Source organism: Paenibacillus graminis, assembly GCF_000758705.1.
In the GTDB taxonomy this organism is placed as follows: domain Bacteria; phylum Bacillota; class Bacilli; order Paenibacillales; family Paenibacillaceae; genus Paenibacillus_AQ; species Paenibacillus_AQ graminis.
The window spans coordinates 4,435,347-4,454,175 of record NZ_CP009287.1 but is presented as its reverse complement, the minus strand read 5'-3'; the positions used below and the strand labels follow the sequence as shown (position 1 = coordinate 4,454,175).

Sequence of the window (18,829 nt, the reverse complement as noted above, 5' to 3'; positions counted from 1 at the left end):
ATCCGGCCGGGACGATGCTGTGAAGCTGCTTCGGGCACCCGAAAATACTGCTAATCCTGAAGTGTTTCATGGCGCCAGCCCTGGGTGAATATCGGACCTACCCCATATACAACCGGCGTTCCGCAGCCATATCTGGCATCTGGAACGTCTTTTGCTTGTTTGCTGCCAGGTCCCCCCGAAAAAAGGTAGAAAGGCAAACTAACCAGGCAGGAATAATCTGGACAGACATCGAATAGTTCCGGTTATCAACAAACTCAACTTTTTCTACATAAGAGGGGTTATGGCCATGCTGAGAAAAAACAAGATCTTGTTCCTGATTGTGACGTTTGCTTTGATTTTTCTGCTCCCCTTGATTGGCAGCTTGTCCAAGTGGAAGGGACTTCCGCCCGGCTATGGCGAATTTCCCGCACAAAAAGCGGAGGCCGACCCTGGCTTCAGCCTGCTGTACTTTTCCCTGGCGTGTATTGTCGCGCTGGTCATTACGCTGGTTCTGGTTTTTCCCCGCTGGTTTGGCTTTAAAAAGATCAAAGAGGAAGCTGCCCCGACAGACGGTGCAACCCCATTCCCGGTCTGGTTCTGGTGGAGCCTGCCGGTGTTTGCAGTGAGCTGGTTCCTGATGTGGGCACGGGTCAAGCTGGTCATTTCCCTCGAATATTACACCTTTGTCCCCTTATGGTGGTCATTTATTTTAATTCTGGACGGGCTGGTATACAAAAGAAATAAAGGTGCGTCGATCATTTCACGCAAGCCTCATGTCATGCAGCTGCTGGCTGTGGTGTCCTGCTTCAGCTGGTTTGCTTTTGAATTCCTGAATTTTTTTGTGATCGAAAACTGGTATTACCCAAACGATAAAGTGTTCTCGAACTTCGGCAATGTGTTCTGGTTTTCCCTCTCTTATACAACGGTGCTCCCTGCAATCTTTGAGTGGTACCTGCTGCTCAAGACCTTCAGCGCATTCAGGAACCGCTACAAAAACGGACCGAAATTTAACGTCTCCCGGGCGTTTCTGATCCTTTATTATGTGCTGGGGCTGATTTTGGCTTTTGGTATGGGGTATTATCCTTATGTGCTGTTCTGGGTGCTGTGGGTAGCGCTGGTCCCCATGCTTTCTGCCGCCATGGCGCTTGCCGGTTTCTGGACACCCTTTACTCCCGTCAAGAACGGGGACTGGTCCAGTGTCATTCTGATTGGACTTGCCACACTGTTTAACGGATTTTTCTGGGAGTTGTGGAATTTCGGAAGCGAGTGGTTCCATGATTCCCTGCCGACCAATCCTAACTACTGGAAATATTCTGTCCCTTATCTGGACAAATTTCATATTTTCTCCGAGATGCCGGTTCTGGGATATTTCGGGTATCTCTTTTTTGGATTGAACTGCTGGATTATCTGGCTGATTGCCGCCTATATTTTTAAATTCAATGCGGATATTGATGTGACGGGAGATCAGAGCTAAAGGTGGAGTGGGTATGGTTGCGTTGGGCCATTATGAGATAGTGGAGACGATTTCCGATCAATATATAAAATCCATTTACAGAAGCATCGACCCCTTAACCGGTGAATCGGTAATCCTGAAAGTTCTTAAGTCAGAGTTTAGCGGAACTGAAGCAGTGATGCGTTTTAAGCAGGAATACAAGCTCCTTAAGGAGCTTAGTGAAAGTATACCGGGTGTCATCAGACCCTGCAGACTGGAGGAGCAAAACGGCTCTTATGTAATGGTGCTGGAGGATATCCGCGGCCGGTCGCTGAAACGGATTATGGCGGAAGAGTCCCCGGATCAGGTGGCGCTGCTGCAGCTTGCAGTGAAAATCGTAGATATTCTTGGGGCAATCCATGAACGGAATGTCATTCATAAGGATATCAAGCCTTCCAATATCATTTGGAACAGGGAAGAAAATATTGTACAGATCATTGATTTTGATCTTGCCGTGAAGCTGTCCAGGGAAAAACGGGATTACCAGAACAGCGGTGTGCTGGAGGGAAGCCTGCTGTATATTTCACCTGAACAGACGGGCAGAATGAACCGCAATATCGATTACCGCAGCGATTATTACTCCCTCGGAGTCGTTCTTTATGAGATGATGACGGGAACGAAGCCTTATGATGCCGGTGAGATGCTGGAGCAGATCTACTCCATTATTGCCAAAGAAGCGGTACCGCCTTATAAGACAAGCGGAGGCAGGGTCTCTAAGAGTCTTTCAGCAGTGATTATGAAGCTGATGGAAAAGTCCTCAGAGGACCGGTACCGAAGCGCTTATGGCATTAAGGCGGATCTGATGAAATGTCTGGCTGGGAGGGAGAGCTTTGTGGTTGGCGCAGAAGACCGGATGAATATCTTCCGGATTCCGCAGAAATTATACGGGCGTGAGGAGGAGCTTGGACGCCTCGTGGAAGCTTTTCGCCGGACTGTCCGGGGCAGCTCGCAGCTGATGCTGGTGACAGGTGAGGCCGGTGTGGGCAAAACCGCATTGGTGCATGAGCTGCACAAGTATATAAGCCAGGAGAAGGGCCTGTTTGCAGAAGGGAAATTTGACCAGTACAACCAAAATATTCCCTATAGCGCGCTGATCCAGGCTTTCCGGCGGATGATCAGCCAGTTGATGGATAGTCCGGATGAGGAACATAAGGCGTATATCCAGCGTTCCTTAACCAAAGCGCTGGACGGAAATGGCAATCTGATTACCACTCTTATCCCTGAGCTGGCTGGCTGGATTGGCGTTCAGCCGGAGATGGAGCCGCTGAATCCGGCCGAGGAGACCAACCGGTTCTATCTTACTTTTGCCAAGTTCATCGAAGGGATCACTCATAACGAGAGGCCGCTGGTTCTATTTCTGGATGATGTGCAGTGGGCCGATTATTCAAGTCTGCAGCTTGTCGGGAAGCTGGTGCTTGGGTCCCAGCTGCACAAAGTGCTTATCGTCTGCTCATACCGCCAGCATGAAATCCATGAGGGTCATCCGCTGTTCGGGGTCATCGCTGCTGTTGAGAAAAATTACGGGGTTGCCAGAATTGTCTTAGATCCTTTGAGCGCAGAAAAAGTAGGCTGTCTTATAGCTGAAACCCTCTACACTACGCCCCTGCGCGTGCAGGAGCTTACAGAAGTGATTGTTAAGCGGACCAAAGGCAACGCCTTTTTTGTAAATGAAATTATGAAGGATTTATATAAGAACGGATATTTATATTTCGATGAGCTTACAGGGGGCTGGAACTGGCAGCTGCAGCAGATCATCAGCTTGCCGGTCAACGACAGCGTTGTGGATTTCCTGATGCTGAAGCAGCAGGAGCTGCCGGGGAATGTGCGGAGAATTCTGATGCTGTGCGCTGCTGTAGGAAATGTATTTGATTTTGGTCTATTGGCGCTGATTGCAGATGAACCCCTTGAGGTGGTTGCCCAGGCCATTGCAAGAGCGGTTGAGGAGGAATTCATTGTACCCGAAGAACACCGCTATGTTCTGATTTCCAGCTTCCTGGCAGAGCCGGAGGAGGAAGCCCTGCAGAATCTGGATCTCCGGTTTAAATTTGCCCATGACAAGATTCAGCAGGCCTTTTACCAAATGCTGGATAACGGCGAAAGCGGTGCTCTGCATCTGGCTATAGGCCGGCTGCTGCTGGAACGGCTGGCTCCCGGGGAAGCGGACGGTATTCTCGTCGATATCGCAGCACATCTGAATAAAGGACTGGACAGACTGGTCTCAAAGGAGGATTTCGATCAAGTCATCGGAATCAATCTAAGAGCCGCGCGGAAAGCCAAGGCAGCTTTTGGTTATGACTCGGCTTTTAAGCTGCTGGAAGTGAATATCAGCCTCCTTAAGGAGGAAGCCTGGGAAGAGAATGGGCCGCTAACGATGGAGATTTATCAGTTGTATGCAGAATGCGGATATCTGACCCATCAGGTGGAGGCGGCCGATTCGGCATGTGCGATGCTGATCCGGCATACGCGGGACCGGCTTGCCCTCGCCCAAATCTACGAAATGCAGGCTAATCACTATATGTACCTGGGAATGATGAAAGAATCTATAGCGTCGGGCCGGCTGGGGTTAGCTGTAATGGGCGTTCCCATTCCTGCCCGTGTGGGGATGATGGCTGTCCTGGGGGAGCTTGTGAAGATCAAAACTGCGCTGCGGGGAAGAACTGCCGAGAGCATATTCGAAGCGGGTGAGATGGAAGATCCGGAGATGAAGCTGGTGATGCGGCTGCTGATCAACTTTATTCCGCCGGCCTTTATTTCCGGGGAAACCTCTCTGTTCGGGCTGGTTGTCCTGAAGAAGGTGGGGCTGACCCTAAAGTATGGGAATGCTCCTGAGTCGGCTCTTGCGTTTATCGGCTATGGGATGCTGCTGTCCGGTTTTGGAGATTCCAAGGGAGCCTTTGACTACGGCCGTTTGGGGATCCGCATCAATGACAAGTTTAACGATCTGCAATGGAAAGGGGCAGCGTATGTATTATACACCTTGTTCTGCCATACGTGGACCGAGCCTTGGGATACCCTGCAGGAGTGGTTTACCGCCTCTATAGATGCCAGCCTGCGGACTGGAGATCTGCTCTATCTGGCCCATTCCTGCTTCTATGTGAACCTCTGGAATCCGGGGATGGATATTGCGGCGAACCTGCAGGAAAGCTCCAGAATGATCGCCATGATCGAAAATACCAAATACAAAGAGTCCCTGGCGACCGCGCAGCTGTCCCGGCAATATCTGCTGAATCTGGCAGGGGAGCTGGACAACCGCCTTTCCTTTGACAGCGCAGATTTTAGTGAAGCGTCCTATCTGAGGGAGCTGGAAGCCGCTAAATATTATTCAGGAATTGCCATTTATTATATATATAAAATGAAGCTTCTTTTCACCTATGAAAACTATAGCGGGGCGCTGGCCTGCATCGACAAAGCTTACCCGATCATCGGCACGCTTGCCGGGTCCGCTTTTATGGAGGAGTTCGCCCTGTACACCTTTTTGAACCTGGCGTATGCCTATAAGGATTTAGGCGCCAGCCGGAGGAGGCAGGCCAAGGCCCGAATGCGCAAGGAATACCGCCGGGTCCGTAAATGGGCCAGACACGCCCCGGATACCTTCCGCCAGCACGAGATGCTGATGAAGGCGGAATGGGCCAGGATCGCAGGCAGGGACGATGAAGCGGGGCAATATTACGATTTGGCCATTGAGGCCAGCGAGCAGGGCAGCTTCGTGCGGTACAAGGCACTGGCCAGTGAGCTGGCAGCCCGGTTTTATTACCGGAAAGACTTCAAGGAATTCGCCGGCTATCTGCTGAGACAGTCAGAATATTATTATTCGGTCTGGGGGGCAAAAGGGAAAATTGCCTTTATTCATGAACGCTATCCGGATCTGGTCAGAAGAATCAGCACCAAGGAGTTCCTGCATGGCCGGACCGTTACGGACTATACGGAAAGTCTGGATATTAACTCCATGCTGCTGGCTTCGCAAGCCATCTCCAAGGAAATCGAGCTGAGCAATCTGCTGGAAGCCTTGATGGAAATCGTCATCAAAAATGCCGGAGCGCAAAGAGGCTGCATCCTCATGACCTCCAAGACGAACCTGCTTGTGGAAGGCGAATACTGTCCGAAGGAGGACAGAATAACCGTAGCGGTGCATGACCGGACCAGGTACGATCATCTGCCATATTCTATTCTGAAGCAGGTGGAAGAGAGCCGTGAGAGTGTGATCTATAACGATGCGTTCTCTGAAACTCCATTCGTCAATGAACCTTATATTGTCAAACACCGGCCTAAATCGATGGTCTGCATGCCGCTGATCAACCAAAACAAGACCATTGCCGTCATTTATCTGGAAAACAACCTGGTGACGGGCGTGTTCACCAAGGAGCGGATGAAGATTATCAATCTGCTGTCCCGGGAAATGGTCTTCTCGCTGGAAAATGCGACGCTGTATTCCGAGCTGGAGCGTTCGGAGGAGAAATACCGCGAGCTGGTCAATAACATGCAGGACGGCATTTTTATAACCCAGGATAACATCTGCAGATATGTCAATGAAGCATTGGCGCAGATGCTTGGCTATGCGACTGAAGAAATGGTGGGGCAGCCTTTTCAGCAGTTCGTCAGTCTTCCGGAGCGGGAGAAGGTGACACATTATTATAACCGCCGGGTGGAGGGGAAGCAGGCCCCTTTTGAATATGAAACGAAATTACTCCACAAGGATCAGACCCGTGAGGTGATTGTCATCCATAAGGTCACACGGATCAATTATATGAACCAGCCGGCCATACAGGGAACTGTTAAGGATATCACGGAACGGAAAAAGGCGGAGCAGGAGCTGCTGCGGCATAAAGAGCATCTGGAGGAGCTGGTCGCAGAGCGCACCAGGGAGCTGGAGCTGAACAATGAGGAATTGAATAAGTACATTGAGCTGATCGAACAGATATCCATCACCGATGAGCTGACTGGCCTGTATAACCGCAGATATTTCAACAAGCTGTTCCTGGAGGAAGTGGAGAAGGCTGCAGCGAACAAGCGGCACCTGACCTATCTGATGCTCGATATTGACTATTTCAAAAAATACAATGATACCTATGGCCATTATGAAGGCGATTCGGTATTGCGGCGGGTCGGAACCCTGCTCCAGGAGCTGGCAGCGCGTGCCAATGGGTATGCCTTCCGGCTCGGCGGTGAAGAATTCGGGATCATCGTCAGCGGCTTCACCCCCCGGCAGTCGCGTGAATATGCCGAGAGCATCCGCAGAAGCATTGCCGATCAGCGGATAGAGCATGCGCTTAGCACGGATTATGGAATCATCACGGTATCGATTGGTGTCGCTGCGGTCTATGTGGACAATGTCCGTGAAGAGGATATTTATAAGCTTGGCGATGATGCGCTGTACCAATCCAAAGCTCAAGGCAGGAACTGTGTAACGATGTTTCAATAGCCTGAAGCAGCCAAACTTCTTATGGATCTAACCTCTTCAGCCGGCAGCTGCTAAATTTCCATGGGTAATTTCCCCGCTTATTGCAGATACTCTCCATAAAAAGAGCGGGGAGGCAGCGGTATGGGGAAAGAGGAAAAAGGACTATCGGTGTGGGGGCTGACGATGCTTGCGCTGGGAACGGTGGTTGGCGGCTCATTTTTTCTGGGCTCGTCAGTGGCGATCCGTGCGGCAGGACCGTCTGTGCTGCTGTCCTATGTGATTGGAGGCATACTCGTTTATTTCATCTTGTCCGCGCTGTCGGAGATGACGGTATCGAATCCGGTGTCGGGGTCTTTCCGGACCTATACCGAGCAGGCTTTCGGCCGGGGAGCGGGCTTCACGGTCGGATGGGTCTACTGGACAGGCCTTGTACTGGCGATGTCCAGTGAAGCTACGGCGGTGTCCATCCTGCTGCGCGGCTGGTTTCCCGCTTTGCCGCTTGCGCTGCTTGGATCGGGGATCATCGCGGGGGTGACGCTGCTCAACCTGCTGGGCGCCAAACGGCTGAGCAGGCTGGAGAGCGGACTTGCTGCGTTCAAGCTGCTCGCCATTGCCGCTTTTGTGCTGATTGCTGCGGCTCTGATCGCAGGCTTCGGCACGGGAGGTGCTGGCGCGGTAGGCCTTGATGTTGTGCGCGGGCAGAGCTTATTTCCGGGCGGGATTGCCGGAATCGCCGGAAGCATGCTGATGGTCATGTTTACCTACGCAGGGTTCGAGGTGCTTGGACTGGCAGCATCGGAGACAGAGAATCCGGGCGTAACGATTCCCAGGGCGATCCGGTATACCATTATGCTCTTGGTCGGATTGTATCTGGCGGCCATCATTGCGCTGTTCCTCCTGCTGCCCCCGGCACAGGTATCCGAGCAGGTAAGTCCATTCGTGTCCGCGCTAAGCCTGTACGGGCTTGGCTGGACCGGGACGGTCATGAATATTGTCCTGGTATCCGCTATCCTGTCCACCATGCTGGCTTCGGTATTCGGCCTGGGCCGGATGCTCCGCTCCTTGGCGGAAGAAGGGCATACTCCCGCCTGGATGCGGGACCATACAGACATTCCCTACCGGGGAATCCTGATCTCCGGCGGTGCGATGCTGGCGGGTCTCTGGCTTGGCATGCTGCTGCCGCAGGGCGTATATCTCTTCCTGGTCAGCTCAGGCGGCTTCTCGCTGCTGTTCTCTTATGTCATTATCATGGCCAGCCACTACCGGCTGCGCAAGCGCTATGGCGGTCCGCTGATCAGGCAGCATGGGCTGCGCGGATATCCCTACACCTCATGGATTGCCATATTAAGCCTGGTGGCGATTCTGGCCAGCATGCCGCTGATCCCCGGACAGGGCGGAGGACTCGCTGCGGGGGTGATGTTTGTTCTGTTTTTTTCAGGAATATATGCGCTCGCAGCCTTGCGGAAGGCCAGGGAATCCGGCAGGTTGCAGAAACGGCCCTTGCAGGTGCCTGCAGTAAGGGTGCAGATGGAGGCCGCGGAAGAGCTGGAAGGGAAGAGGGAGCGGGAGCAGTAGAAGGAGCGGGGAAAAAGCAACTGAAAGTAAAAAGGTACAGGGTAAGGGGCAGGGTCAGCGTAGGAGGTGCGTACAAATGTGCGTGCCTTTTTGTGGTGATCAGGAACTCATGATTTGCTGCCAGTGCGGGAAAATTTAAAGGGGTCGAATTGGATTGCAATCCAATCGTGCTGTTATCGTGCTTAACCTGTGATTCGCAGAGGGCCTTGGTGAGAAATCGGCCGGATTAGTTGTCCTTTTTCCCACTAAAGCTTGCCGGAAACGGGATGGGGAAGAATGAAGTTCCCTTTTTCCATTTTGCCTTGCCGCAGAGGCGCCAAGGAGGTCTGGAATGGGGAGGCGTCCGCCGCCCCTCACTCACAAGCTTTGAGCAATATCCAAGATTTTTTGCAAAGTAGCCGGGACCTCATTACTATGTCTAATCACGAACAAATAGTCCGCTTCATCTTCTGCCGGTGCAATAACATCGCCATGATCTGTCTCGGCTTGCTGGCGGAGAAGAACTTCTTCAAAAGTAGAAGCACTCCTGAAAATCGCTGTACTTCGCTGACTGCCGGCTATCCGGGCTTCAAGAACCTGATCGGGAATATCAAAATGAACAAGTATGCGCACAAAACCTTTGAGTTGAAAATATTCAAGCAAATCCAAACGGCCTCTGCGGCCGCGATTAGCGTTGCATAAGATGAGATGCAAATTGGTTTCATGGACTGCATAATCAATAATGGTCCGGGAGATGGCGTTTTTGAGGGTGTTGGCACCTTGTATGGGCAGCATGCTTTTATAATAGGTGTTGATAAATTCAGCATGGGTATCCCGGTCAATTACGACTGAGTTGTACAAGTGCTGCTCTAATTTTTGGGCAAAAGTAGTTTTCCCGCTATGTGTTTTCCCGACGGTAATCATCACTAATCTCTTCATTCGTACCTCTGCATTCCCGCATGATTGCCCGGGGGATACAGGAAGGGGATTCCACCTGAAATCAGCGGCACTATTCTTTGGGCCAAGACTGCCGGGGATTCTATTCTTCCTTCCCTATTCCAGCGGTAGGTTAAGCCATAGACCGAGCAGCTTAACATGATTGCTGCCGTTGTTATCTCTTTCAGATCCGCAGTGTCTGCTGCTGCTCTAGAGAGTAATTGAAGCAAGAGTTTCTCCAACTGGAGCTTAATATTTTCTTCAATCATCAGGGCTACTGAATCGTATTTCTTAACGCAATGGCGGCTTGATTCATGATAATCACACAAGGCAATAATAAGCTTCTGAAGCGACTCCTCTGTCAAAGGTGCCTCTGCATCAATTTTGTCAAGCACAAGCCGGCTGAATGCTTCTGAGAGCATGGCTTCAAGCAGTGCATATTTATCCGGAAAATGCGCATAAAACGTAGCACGGTTAATAGTAGCGCTGCTAGTTATATCACTGATCGTTATGGAGTTGAAGTCCTTGCGGTTTAACTGCCGGATGAAGGCGTCCAGAATTAATTGCCGTGTCCGGATGACACGCGGATCTTTGGGGTTGGGAGGAAGCACACTGGCCATCTTCTGAACCCTCCTTTCATACAAGAAAATATCCCTCCTTATTATAAACATCTGTTGTTTGGACAACAATTGATTTTTTATGTGCGACAGTTTCTTTCAGCTTTTGCTTAAACAACAAATCCGGCGGATTGTTGGTTGAAGGGCGGTCAGCTGCTTGTTACACTTGCTTTCATATCCCGCCGGGAATCAATTTTTACATTGATGCCTAGGCATACAAAACATTTAGGAGGCGTTGTCCTTGAGCAACCAGCAGCAGCACATTCATTCACTGAAATCCTTGTTTGAACCGTATAAGGTTCATAAATTAATTATACCTACCCGCATCGTAATGTCGCCAATGGCGCGGGCTTTTTCACCTGGAGGTGTTCCCGGAGAGGACGTCGCCGCGTATTACCGCCGCCGTGCGGAGAATGAGGTGGGGCTTATTATCACGGAAGGTGTGGTTATTGGCCACCCGGCTGCCAGCAGTGAACCGAGACTGCCGGGAATTAATGGGGAAGCTGCTATGAACGGCTGGAGGGAAGTCGTCCGGCAGGTGCATCAAGCTGGAGGGACTATAGTTCCGCAGCTTGTGCATATGGGAATGATTCGTCCAATGGGAGCTGAGCCCTTCCCGGAAGCACCTTCTATGGGCCCTTCAGGGCTGGATATGGAAGGAAATCAAGTGACTGTGCCTATGACAGAAGAAGAAATTGCGGACGTTATTCAGGCTTTTGCCAATGCGGCAGCGAATGCCAAGCAGATTGGTTTTGACGGTGTTGAGCTTCATGGTGCACACGGTTTTCTGATCGACCAGTTTTTCTGGAAAAAAACCAATCAGCGGACGGACCGCTATGGCGGTGATTTCCTCCAGCGTACCCAATTTGCTGTACAGGTTGTGCAGGCGGTCCGCGCAGCTGTGGGGCCGGATTATCCGATCTCTATGCGGCTGTCCCAATGGAAAATGGGAGATTACGCTGCGAAGCTGGTGGATACCCCGGAACAGCTGGAGCAATTCCTGAATGTGCTGGTCCAGGCAGGGGTGGATATATTCCATATCTCGACGCGGCGGTTCTGGGACCCGGAATTCGAAGGTTCGGAGCTTAGCTTGGCCGGATGGGTTAAGAAACTTAGCGGGAAAACAACGATTACAGTTGGCTCCGTCGGGATGGAAGATAATTCAGCGGAGGACGGGGATGCCAGTCATCCGGGACTGGAGGAATTACTGAGACGGCTGGAGCGTCAAGAATTTGATCTTATTGCCGTCGGCCGTGCACTGCTCGGCGATCCGGCTTGGGCCAAGAAAATACGCGAAGGGCGGTTTGACGAGATTAAAGCCTTTACACCGGAAGCAACGGCTGTTCTGTTCTAATTTGTACGCTGCTCACAAAAAGCAGATCAAGGTATCCAGCCTTAATCTGCTTTTTTGTTTTTAATCATTTAAGAAAGCGGCCAATAGTTTAGCTCTTGCTTGTCGGCTCGATACCTTCAAGCTGGCTGACCAGTATTTTGTACTGTTTCAGCAGCTCGTTCAGGGATTGCTTAATCGCAGCGGCATCCTTGGACTCCACGGCTTTGGACAGCTCAGTCTGTGCGGTAATGAAGGCAATATCTGCAACGGAAGGCGCGGCAGCCTCGGTTAATGTGACAGCGACCCCTTCGTGCCCTTCTCCTTTGGAAGACACGGCTTTAAGCTTACCATTCTCAGTACGTTCTACGGCAATAGGGGCAGGGATCAGATGATCCGGGTTCACTCCAGGAGTCGCAGCAACTGCCTGACCTATACCTATAGCTTTTGCCTGCGGATATGATGAAGCATCTCCATCGGGCAGCGGAATGGCTTTCACAACCTGCGGGTTGTTTATAACCAACGCGGTGAGCCCGGATATCTTTTCATATTTGTCCAGAACCTCTTTCCAGTCTTGCGCTGTATCCGGGGAATAAGTTGCCACAAGATCCAGCAATCCCGGAAATGCAGCTGCGATGAAAATCGAATCGACAGGTTTAACCGCGCTCGCTGTAACAGGGGTTTCCGTGCTCTTTCATCCGTCTGTTGGGGTTCCGTTACCCGAATCTGCAAATACCGGGCTGGCTACTGCAGACAGCAGCAGGGCTTCTGCGTGAATATACAGCAAACCGCCCGTGAGCGTTCACGGGCGGTTTACTATTGTAGAGCTTAGTATTCGTTAAACATTGCAGCGATTTCCTCATATCCCGTTGTTTGGGTCAGCGCCAGCGAGAGCAGGATCCGTGCCTTCTGCGGCACCAGGCTGTTGCAGGGAATCGAATTGGCAGAAAGGTCGATATAGGAATCCTTCAGCGTAATCCCGCTGGAAATCCGCGAGCAGCGGACAACGGGGATATCGTTATTTTTGAGCTCGCCGACTTTATCGATCCAGGGTTTGCTGTAGATGCCCCCGCCTGCTCCGGCAATGACAATGCCTTTGGATAGGGTAGCCAGATAATCCAGGATTCCCGGATCGGCATCGACATGGAAGTAGGCTACGGACACCTGCGGCAACTGTTCCAGGGCGGAAATGTCAAACTGGGCGGCGGTGGTATGCTTTTTGAGCGATCTGGTGTAGAAAAAAGCCTCGCTGTCCCGCATATAGCCGAGACATCCAAAATCCCGTTCATCAAAGGCATTGGCCTTAAAGGTGTTGACCTTCTGCACATCCCGGCCGCTGTAGATCCCTTCGGCAAACACCACCATGACTCCTTGGCCGGAAGCTTCCGGGTTGGCCGCCAGAGCTACCGACTGGTACAGATTCAGCGGCCCATCTGCACTGATTGCCGTAGCCGGACGCATGGAGCCGGTGATGATAACCGGTTTGTCCGTTTTGATCACGAGATTAAGAAAGTACGACGTTTCGTCCAGGGTATCCGTGCCGTGCGTGATCACAAAACCATGCACATCTTCGCGGAGTGCCAGGGTGTTGATCAGGGCCGCCAGGGTCAGCCAGTGCTCACTGGTTATATCGGCGCTGCACAGATTGCTGACCTGTACTCCCGCACAATTAGCAACACGTTCAAGATGGGGGACGCTGTCCAGCAAATCCTGTATCGGCAGGGCACCGGGCTCGTAATTCAAGGTTTTATGCGCTTCGCCGCTGCCGGCAATGGTGCCGCCGGTGGCGAGAATGACCACATTTCTGAGGCTGCGATTATAAAAAGGGGAGGCTGTAAAGTTCACTTCCGGAACTGGAATAATCATCGCTTATATCCTTTCAAGTCAGATCATATTTCAATAGAAGCAGTTAATAGAAATAGGCTGAATGTATTATAACATACGATTAACGGACATAAGGTTGTTTTTTAATCCCATTATTGCAAGATATGAGACGCATTCTGCCAAACTTTCCAACGCATAGTGCAAATCAGATTATAGTATACTGAGGAAAATTATTAATCTCTTGAAAGGAGTTAGAAGATGATTGAACTGGAGGTTCAAGACTATTACAAAGGGCTGCCCGCGCTGGATCAAGTGAAAATAAACACACTTTTTGCCAGAGCTGTGCTGGAGCAGCGTATTCCGGGGAAAGTGTATGCCGACAGCAAAGAAAAGCCGGATGCGTTCTATGTCGTCCATCCTTATGGAATGTCATTGGTCTATGGAAATGCAACGAACCCAGACATTCAGCGCTGGTTGTCGGATTACATAACAGACAAAGCGGAAATCCGCGTACACGCGGAGTGGCTGCAGGGTGATCCCGCCGGAGCATGGAGTGAACGGATCGATGCTGTAGCAGCTGCGCATAACAGCGTATTACCGGGGAGCGGCGGGGTGTCTCAACAGGACGATCAGCGGGCCATACAGAGAAATACCAGAGTGAACTTCCGTTTAGACCATGAAGCCTATTTTGCAGCCCGCGCACAGTTCTTCAAGCAGGATGCAGACCTGGTACGAACAGGAAAAGAGCATTTCTCTGCCCAGGCCGGTTCTGTGGTTCCGCGCTTTTTTTGGCGGGATGAGGAGCATTTTCTGGCTGAAGGCATCGGCTACAGTATACTGGAGGATGGCCGGGTTGTTTCTACTGCGTTTTCATCCTGCTCCACGGCGGATCAGCTCGAAATCGGGATTGAGACAGGGGAAGCCTCACGGGGGAAGGGGTACGCATTTACCGTATGCGCAGCCTTGATCGATTATTGCTTTGACCATCATCTGGAGCCGGTATGGGCCTGCCGCCTGGAGAATCAGGGGTCTTATCATTTGGCGCAGAAGCTGGGCTTTCGGCCGTCGCTGACGCTGCCGTATTACCGGCTGGTGCACAGGTAAGAAGCAGAGCCGTGTTTTGATCTGACCGGATGCTGTTCCGGGGAAGGCTGCTTCGGAAGAACTTCTACCTGTCACAGCCCCTGTTTGGTTCAAACCCTCTGCACCAGTCCGGCATCCACAAAGCAATGCAGGTGCAGCGGCGACAGGACCTTGAACCCTTCCCCGATTTCAAAATCCTTCCCCTCTGCCAGCTGGTGTCCTTTCTCCTTGAAGTACAGCCGGTATAGTGCCAGCATTTCCCCGCTGAACTGGCTGCTGTGCAGCGCCATAGCAGCCAGCTTCTGATCGAAGCAGCCGGTAATATCAATCACCGTATTCGGTTCCGAGGTCAGGTAGAATCCCAGCGCTTTCGGCTGCCAGGGCCGGGTGCTTGTCCCGCGGGGATACAGCGGGAGACCCGAGGAGAGGAATGCTTGTGCTGCCGCCCGCCCGGTCACAATATGATCGTAGTGGGCTTCATAGGGAAGCCATGGATCAGGGCAGAATACCGCATCAGGCTGGACGGTGCGGATGATCTCGGCTATTTCCGCAGCCAGCGCCGGAATATGCTCAAGTGTGCCGTCACTGTGTGGAAGCTGATGGAATACGGTGGCGCCAAGCGAGCGTCCCGCTGTTTCCAGCTCCCTGGAACGGATCACAGCGATCTCGGCGGGAGAGTGCTTCCCGTCGCTGCTGCCTAAATCCCCATTGGTCACCGTTAAGTAATGAATCTCGCAGCCCTTTGCGGCAAAAGCGGCAACCGTTCCGCCCATCCCCACTTCATTGTCGTCGGGGTGGGGCTGAATGCACAATATTCTGCGGCATTCCGCGAGATCGGGAGGAGACATAAGGCTGTACAGGATGGATGAATCCATGTTAAATCACTCCTTCGTTAATGAATGTTTGAGAGATTATACTGTTGTGGCTTACATAGCACGGTGCTTCTCCAAATCCATCAATACCTGTATCCGCTGCTTGTCGCTAATATTATAGAACAGAATTGGAATAATGGCAGCCAGGAAACAGAGTGCGGGCAGTAAAAACATCACCAGGCTCAGACCATGCTGGAGCCGCGGTGTAACCGGCTGGTTCTCCACGTAGTTCAGCACTCCCAGACTTGCCCCAATGATCAATCTGGATACAGCCCCGCTGAATTTGGTGATAAAGGTGTTCGTTGAGAACACAATCCCTTCCCCCCGGAAGCCCAGCTTCCACTCTGAATAGTCAATCGTATCCAGCAGCATCGATGTGCTGACAATGATGGTCATCCCCGAGAAAAAGAAGCTGATCCCAAAGAACACGAGCGTAAACAGAACATTCTGGTCCCCAATGAGATAAGGCACAAGGCAGGAGAGACTGCCCAGAATGCAGGACCAGATGAACACGCTTTTCTTGGAAAAGAAAGCAAGCAGTCTGGGTGCTGCAATCATGCCGAGCAGCATGCCCGCTACCAGGCTGATTCCCACCTGGGTTCCATAACCGGCATCTCCCCAGACATAAACGACATAGTAGAGCTGAATGCTCTGCCTGATGCCGTTGACCAAATTGATAATCAGCAAAGAGGCCAGCAGGGTGAGCAGAGGCTTGTTTCTGTAAACAGTTTGCAGATTCTTCCGGAAAGAAATCCGTTCTGCAGAGGGGACTACTCTTTCCCGGGAGAGGATTCCCGTCAGAAATATGGACAACGCAGCAATAACCGCCACGATCACCGCAGAATACAGGTAAGCCGTAGTACTTCTCTCGCCGCCAAACGCAAGCAGAAGCTGAATGCCTCCAATAGTGATGACTACTGCACCGATGGTTCCGCCGATTTTGCCCAAAGTGACAACCAGTGTCCGTTCCGCCGGATCTTTGGAGATTACAGAGGATAACGCCCAGAGGGGAGTGTCGCAGACGGTATAAAGCATACCCCACAGCAGGTAAGAGAGGGCTGCAATAGTTACGGTAAGAGTAGAAGAAATGCCAAAATCCATGAAGCATAGGACGGTTGCGGCAGCGATCAGGAAAGGGGAAAACAGCAGATAAGGCCTAAACTTCCCCCACCTGGACCGCGTTTTATCCGTGATCATCCCCATCACCGGGTCCAGGCACGCGTCAACAACACTTGCGGTAACCAGAATGGCACTGGCTGTCGTTGTGGATATGCCCAGCAGATCCGTATAGAAGAACAGGATGTACATCGACATGAAGCTGTAGAGCATATTTTGGCCCAGCAATCCGCCGGAGAACACCATTTTTTCGGCCAATGATACTTTGGTGGTCAATCGGCAGCCCCCTTTCTGTAGACAGATTCAGAGAATCCGTTTCTTTGTAATTATGTTTATTTATAACTTATTCGCATTTATTGTCAAGAAAAATATCCCGTAATTATGAGAGCGATTACAATTGGCGGGCCGGATCCGCAATAGGGTAAACGGAGGAATAGATTGAATTTTACCATAGTGAAAATTAACTATTAAAATTTTTGCGAAAAATGTCGAAAGATAGCTAAGAAGTCTTGGTGGCATGCCGGGGGAAGCAAGCAGGCGTGTCCATCAGCTGAAGCAACGAAGTTAATCTTAGGGGGAGTTTACATGAAATGGTTCGGTAATTTGAAAACAGCAACAAAAATCATTTCCGCGTTTTTGATTGTATCCTTGATTCTTGCAGGACTTGGCGTGTTCTCGATCTTTACGCTGCGCAGTTCGAACGGGAATATGAAAGAAATGTACAACAACAATCTGATTTCAGTCCGGGATTTATCGGCAGCCCAAATCAAGTACCAGGCCATTAGAGTATTCCTGCGGGATATGAGCATTGCCACAACGGCTGAAGAAATATCCGGATACAAGGAGCAGATTGAAAAAGCAATCGGGGAAATTGAGAAGCACATTAACAATTACCGGCCGCTTGCTACTACGCCGAAAGAACAGGAACTGTTGGGTAATTTTGATAAAGAGTATGAGGTTTACATGAAAATGTTTAGCCAGGGGCTGATTTTAGCAGAGAAAGAGGACCCGACTGAATTTAATACATTTAGATTGCAGCTGGCGAAGCAAGGAGAAAAAGTCGTTGTCTATATGAATGGTTTAACGGATGAGAATGTGCGGCTCGCAGACGAAACGAACAAACACTCCCAAGACACGTATTCCTCCGCGCTGACCTTGACTATCTCTGTAGTGATCGGGGCGGTAATTATCAGCATTCTTATTGGTTATGTTATTGCCAGATCGATCTCACGGCCTCTAATGGTGATGCTGGGATTGGCTTCCGAGGTGGCAAACGGCAATTTGACCCAACAGGCAGAGATCACAAGCAAGGATGAAGTGGGACAATTGGCCAGTGCGCTGAACCGGATGGTCAACAATTTGAAGGACCTGATTAACGGCATTGTGATGAACTCGCAGAGTGTTGCCGCTTCTTCCGAGGAAATCTCCGCGAGCACACAAGAAATCGCCAGTACCAGCACAACCCAGTCCGCAGCGTCCGCAAGTATTACCGAATTGTTCAAAGAGCTGTCTCTGGCAATCAACTCAGTGGCAGTAAGCGCGGAGGAAGCTGCCGAGCTGTCCAATGACACGGTAAGAACAGCACGTGAAGGCGGTTATGTGGTAGAAACCTCGCTGCAGGGAATGCAGGCCGTAAATCACCAGATGACACAGCTGGAAGAAGACTCCCGCAAAATCGGTGATATCATCGAGGTTATTGACGATATTGCCGAGCAGACCAATCTTCTGGCACTGAATGCAGCCATTGAAGCTGCCCGTGCCGGCGAGCAGGGCCGCGGCTTCGCGGTTGTTGCCGACGAGGTACGCAAACTGGCGGAACGAAGCAGCGACGCCACCAAGGAAATCACCAAGATCATTAAAGCCATGCAGGAGAACACCAAACAAAGTGTCCGGGCTGTTGCCGAAAGTGTTCAGCAATCGTCGATGACCAGTCAGGCTTTTGAACAAATAATCAGCATGGTGAACACGTCTTCACTCAAAGTCAATGAAATTGCTGCGGCCTGCGAAGAGGAATCCGCTCAAGCGGCCGAAGTGATGAATTCGGTTGAATCCATTGCCGCCTCCAGTGAAGAATCAGCTGCCGCATCGGAAGAGACTGCGGCAACCTGCCAGTCACTGGCCCAACTCGCCGAGGAGCTTGCCCAGTCCGCAGCCGCGTTCAAAACCCACTAACCTACAGACTGAAGGTGTTATGATGTCAACACTGCAGAAGGAACAATATATAGAGCTTGCCGTAGGCCAGGAAACTTGCGCCATCCGCATCGAGGAAGTGCATGAAATTATCAAAATGCTCAGTATTACGGACATTCCCTTCAGCCGGAATGAAGTGAAGGGAGTCGTCAATCTGCGCGGCAAGGTAGTCTGCGTGATGAGCCTGCGTAATTTGCTGGGCATGCCTGATGAGCCGCATACCCGGGCCACACGGATTGTGGTGGTCCGTTACCGGGACGAATTTGTGGGACTCATTGTAGACAAGGTGAATAAAGTTACCACTTATGGAGAGATTCATCCTCCTTCCAGCGGACAGGGCCGGGGCCGGGAAGGCGTATTTATGGGTATCGGCCAACGCGAGGACCAGCTGATCGGCATTCTGAAGCTTGAGGAAATATTGGGCGGTTAGGAAGGAGA

At 51.3% G+C, this 18,829-nt stretch carries 13 protein-coding genes; 7 read left to right on the top strand and 6 right to left on the bottom strand.

Annotation, left to right across the window (positions count from 1 at the left end):
* Positions 1 to 286: 286 nt before the first annotated feature.
* The 3 genes from PGRAT_RS19090 to PGRAT_RS19080 all read left to right on the top strand — a co-directional run bounded on the left by PGRAT_RS19090 (position 287) and on the right by PGRAT_RS19080 (position 8,444).
* Positions 287 to 1,453 carry a hypothetical protein gene (locus PGRAT_RS19090; protein WP_025707105.1) on the top strand — a complete coding sequence of 389 codons (1,167 nt, stop codon included), beginning with the start codon at positions 287 to 289 and terminating at the stop codon, positions 1,451 to 1,453.
* Positions 1,454 to 1,466: 13 nt separating this feature from the next.
* Positions 1,467 to 6,890, top strand: a complete 5,424-nt coding sequence (locus tag PGRAT_RS19085) for a diguanylate cyclase (protein ID WP_025707104.1) — start codon at positions 1,467 to 1,469, stop codon at positions 6,888 to 6,890.
* Between the two features lie 120 nt (positions 6,891 to 7,010).
* A complete protein-coding gene (locus PGRAT_RS19080; RefSeq protein ID WP_042267041.1) occupies positions 7,011 to 8,444 on the top strand; it encodes an amino acid permease in 1,434 nt (477 codons plus the stop codon).
* Between the two features lie 357 nt (positions 8,445 to 8,801).
* Here PGRAT_RS19080 and PGRAT_RS19075 read toward each other — a convergent pair whose 3' ends face one another.
* Positions 8,802 to 9,362 (bottom strand): AAA family ATPase, encoded by a 561-nt coding sequence (locus PGRAT_RS19075; RefSeq protein ID WP_036704132.1) that lies wholly within the window; start codon positions 9,360 to 9,362, stop codon positions 8,802 to 8,804.
* A complete protein-coding gene (locus tag PGRAT_RS19070; RefSeq protein ID WP_025704766.1) occupies positions 9,359 to 9,979 on the bottom strand; it encodes a TetR/AcrR family transcriptional regulator in 621 nt (206 codons plus the stop codon). Before PGRAT_RS19070 ends, PGRAT_RS19075 begins: the two co-directional genes overlap by 4 nt.
* A gap of 238 nt (positions 9,980 to 10,217) precedes the next feature.
* On the opposite strand from PGRAT_RS19070, the gene PGRAT_RS19065 reads away from it, so the two are divergent.
* Positions 10,218 to 11,330 (top strand): NADH:flavin oxidoreductase, encoded by a 1,113-nt coding sequence (locus PGRAT_RS19065; protein ID WP_025704765.1) that lies wholly within the window; start codon positions 10,218 to 10,220, stop codon positions 11,328 to 11,330.
* Positions 11,331 to 11,418: 88 nt separating this feature from the next.
* Here the strand turns inward: PGRAT_RS19065 and PGRAT_RS19060 are convergent, their stop codons facing one another.
* Positions 11,419 to 11,910 carry a hypothetical protein gene (locus tag PGRAT_RS19060; RefSeq protein ID WP_155990353.1) on the bottom strand — a complete coding sequence of 164 codons (492 nt, stop codon included), beginning with the start codon at positions 11,908 to 11,910 and terminating at the stop codon, positions 11,419 to 11,421.
* A gap of 224 nt (positions 11,911 to 12,134) precedes the next feature.
* The gene (locus PGRAT_RS19055; RefSeq protein WP_025704763.1) at positions 12,135 to 13,172 is read right to left on the bottom strand and encodes an asparaginase; all 1,038 of its coding nucleotides are present in this window, start codon (positions 13,170 to 13,172) and stop codon (positions 12,135 to 12,137) included.
* 216 nt (positions 13,173 to 13,388) lie between these two features.
* Between PGRAT_RS19055 and PGRAT_RS19050 the strand changes: the two genes are divergently transcribed.
* Positions 13,389 to 14,234 (top strand): GNAT family N-acetyltransferase, encoded by an 846-nt coding sequence (locus PGRAT_RS19050; protein WP_042267035.1) that lies wholly within the window; start codon positions 13,389 to 13,391, stop codon positions 14,232 to 14,234.
* Between the two features lie 89 nt (positions 14,235 to 14,323).
* Here the strand turns inward: PGRAT_RS19050 and PGRAT_RS19045 are convergent, their stop codons facing one another.
* Both PGRAT_RS19045 and PGRAT_RS19040 read right to left on the bottom strand, forming a co-directional pair.
* Entirely contained in the window at positions 14,324 to 15,088 is a 765-nt protein-coding gene (locus PGRAT_RS19045) for a PIG-L deacetylase family protein (RefSeq protein ID WP_025703564.1), read from the bottom strand.
* Between the two features lie 51 nt (positions 15,089 to 15,139).
* Complete coding sequence (locus PGRAT_RS19040; protein ID WP_025703563.1) at positions 15,140 to 16,477, bottom strand: MFS transporter; 1,338 nt, start codon at positions 16,475 to 16,477, stop codon at positions 15,140 to 15,142.
* A gap of 309 nt (positions 16,478 to 16,786) precedes the next feature.
* On the opposite strand from PGRAT_RS19040, the gene PGRAT_RS19035 reads away from it, so the two are divergent.
* Both PGRAT_RS19035 and PGRAT_RS19030 read left to right on the top strand, forming a co-directional pair.
* Positions 16,787 to 18,373: a methyl-accepting chemotaxis protein gene (locus tag PGRAT_RS19035; protein ID WP_025703562.1), complete on the top strand. Its 1,587-nt coding sequence runs from the start codon at positions 16,787 to 16,789 to the stop codon at positions 18,371 to 18,373.
* Positions 18,374 to 18,392: 19 nt separating this feature from the next.
* Positions 18,393 to 18,821 carry a chemotaxis protein CheW gene (locus PGRAT_RS19030; RefSeq protein ID WP_238326735.1) on the top strand — a complete coding sequence of 143 codons (429 nt, stop codon included), beginning with the start codon at positions 18,393 to 18,395 and terminating at the stop codon, positions 18,819 to 18,821.
* Positions 18,822 to 18,829 lie beyond the last annotated feature (8 nt).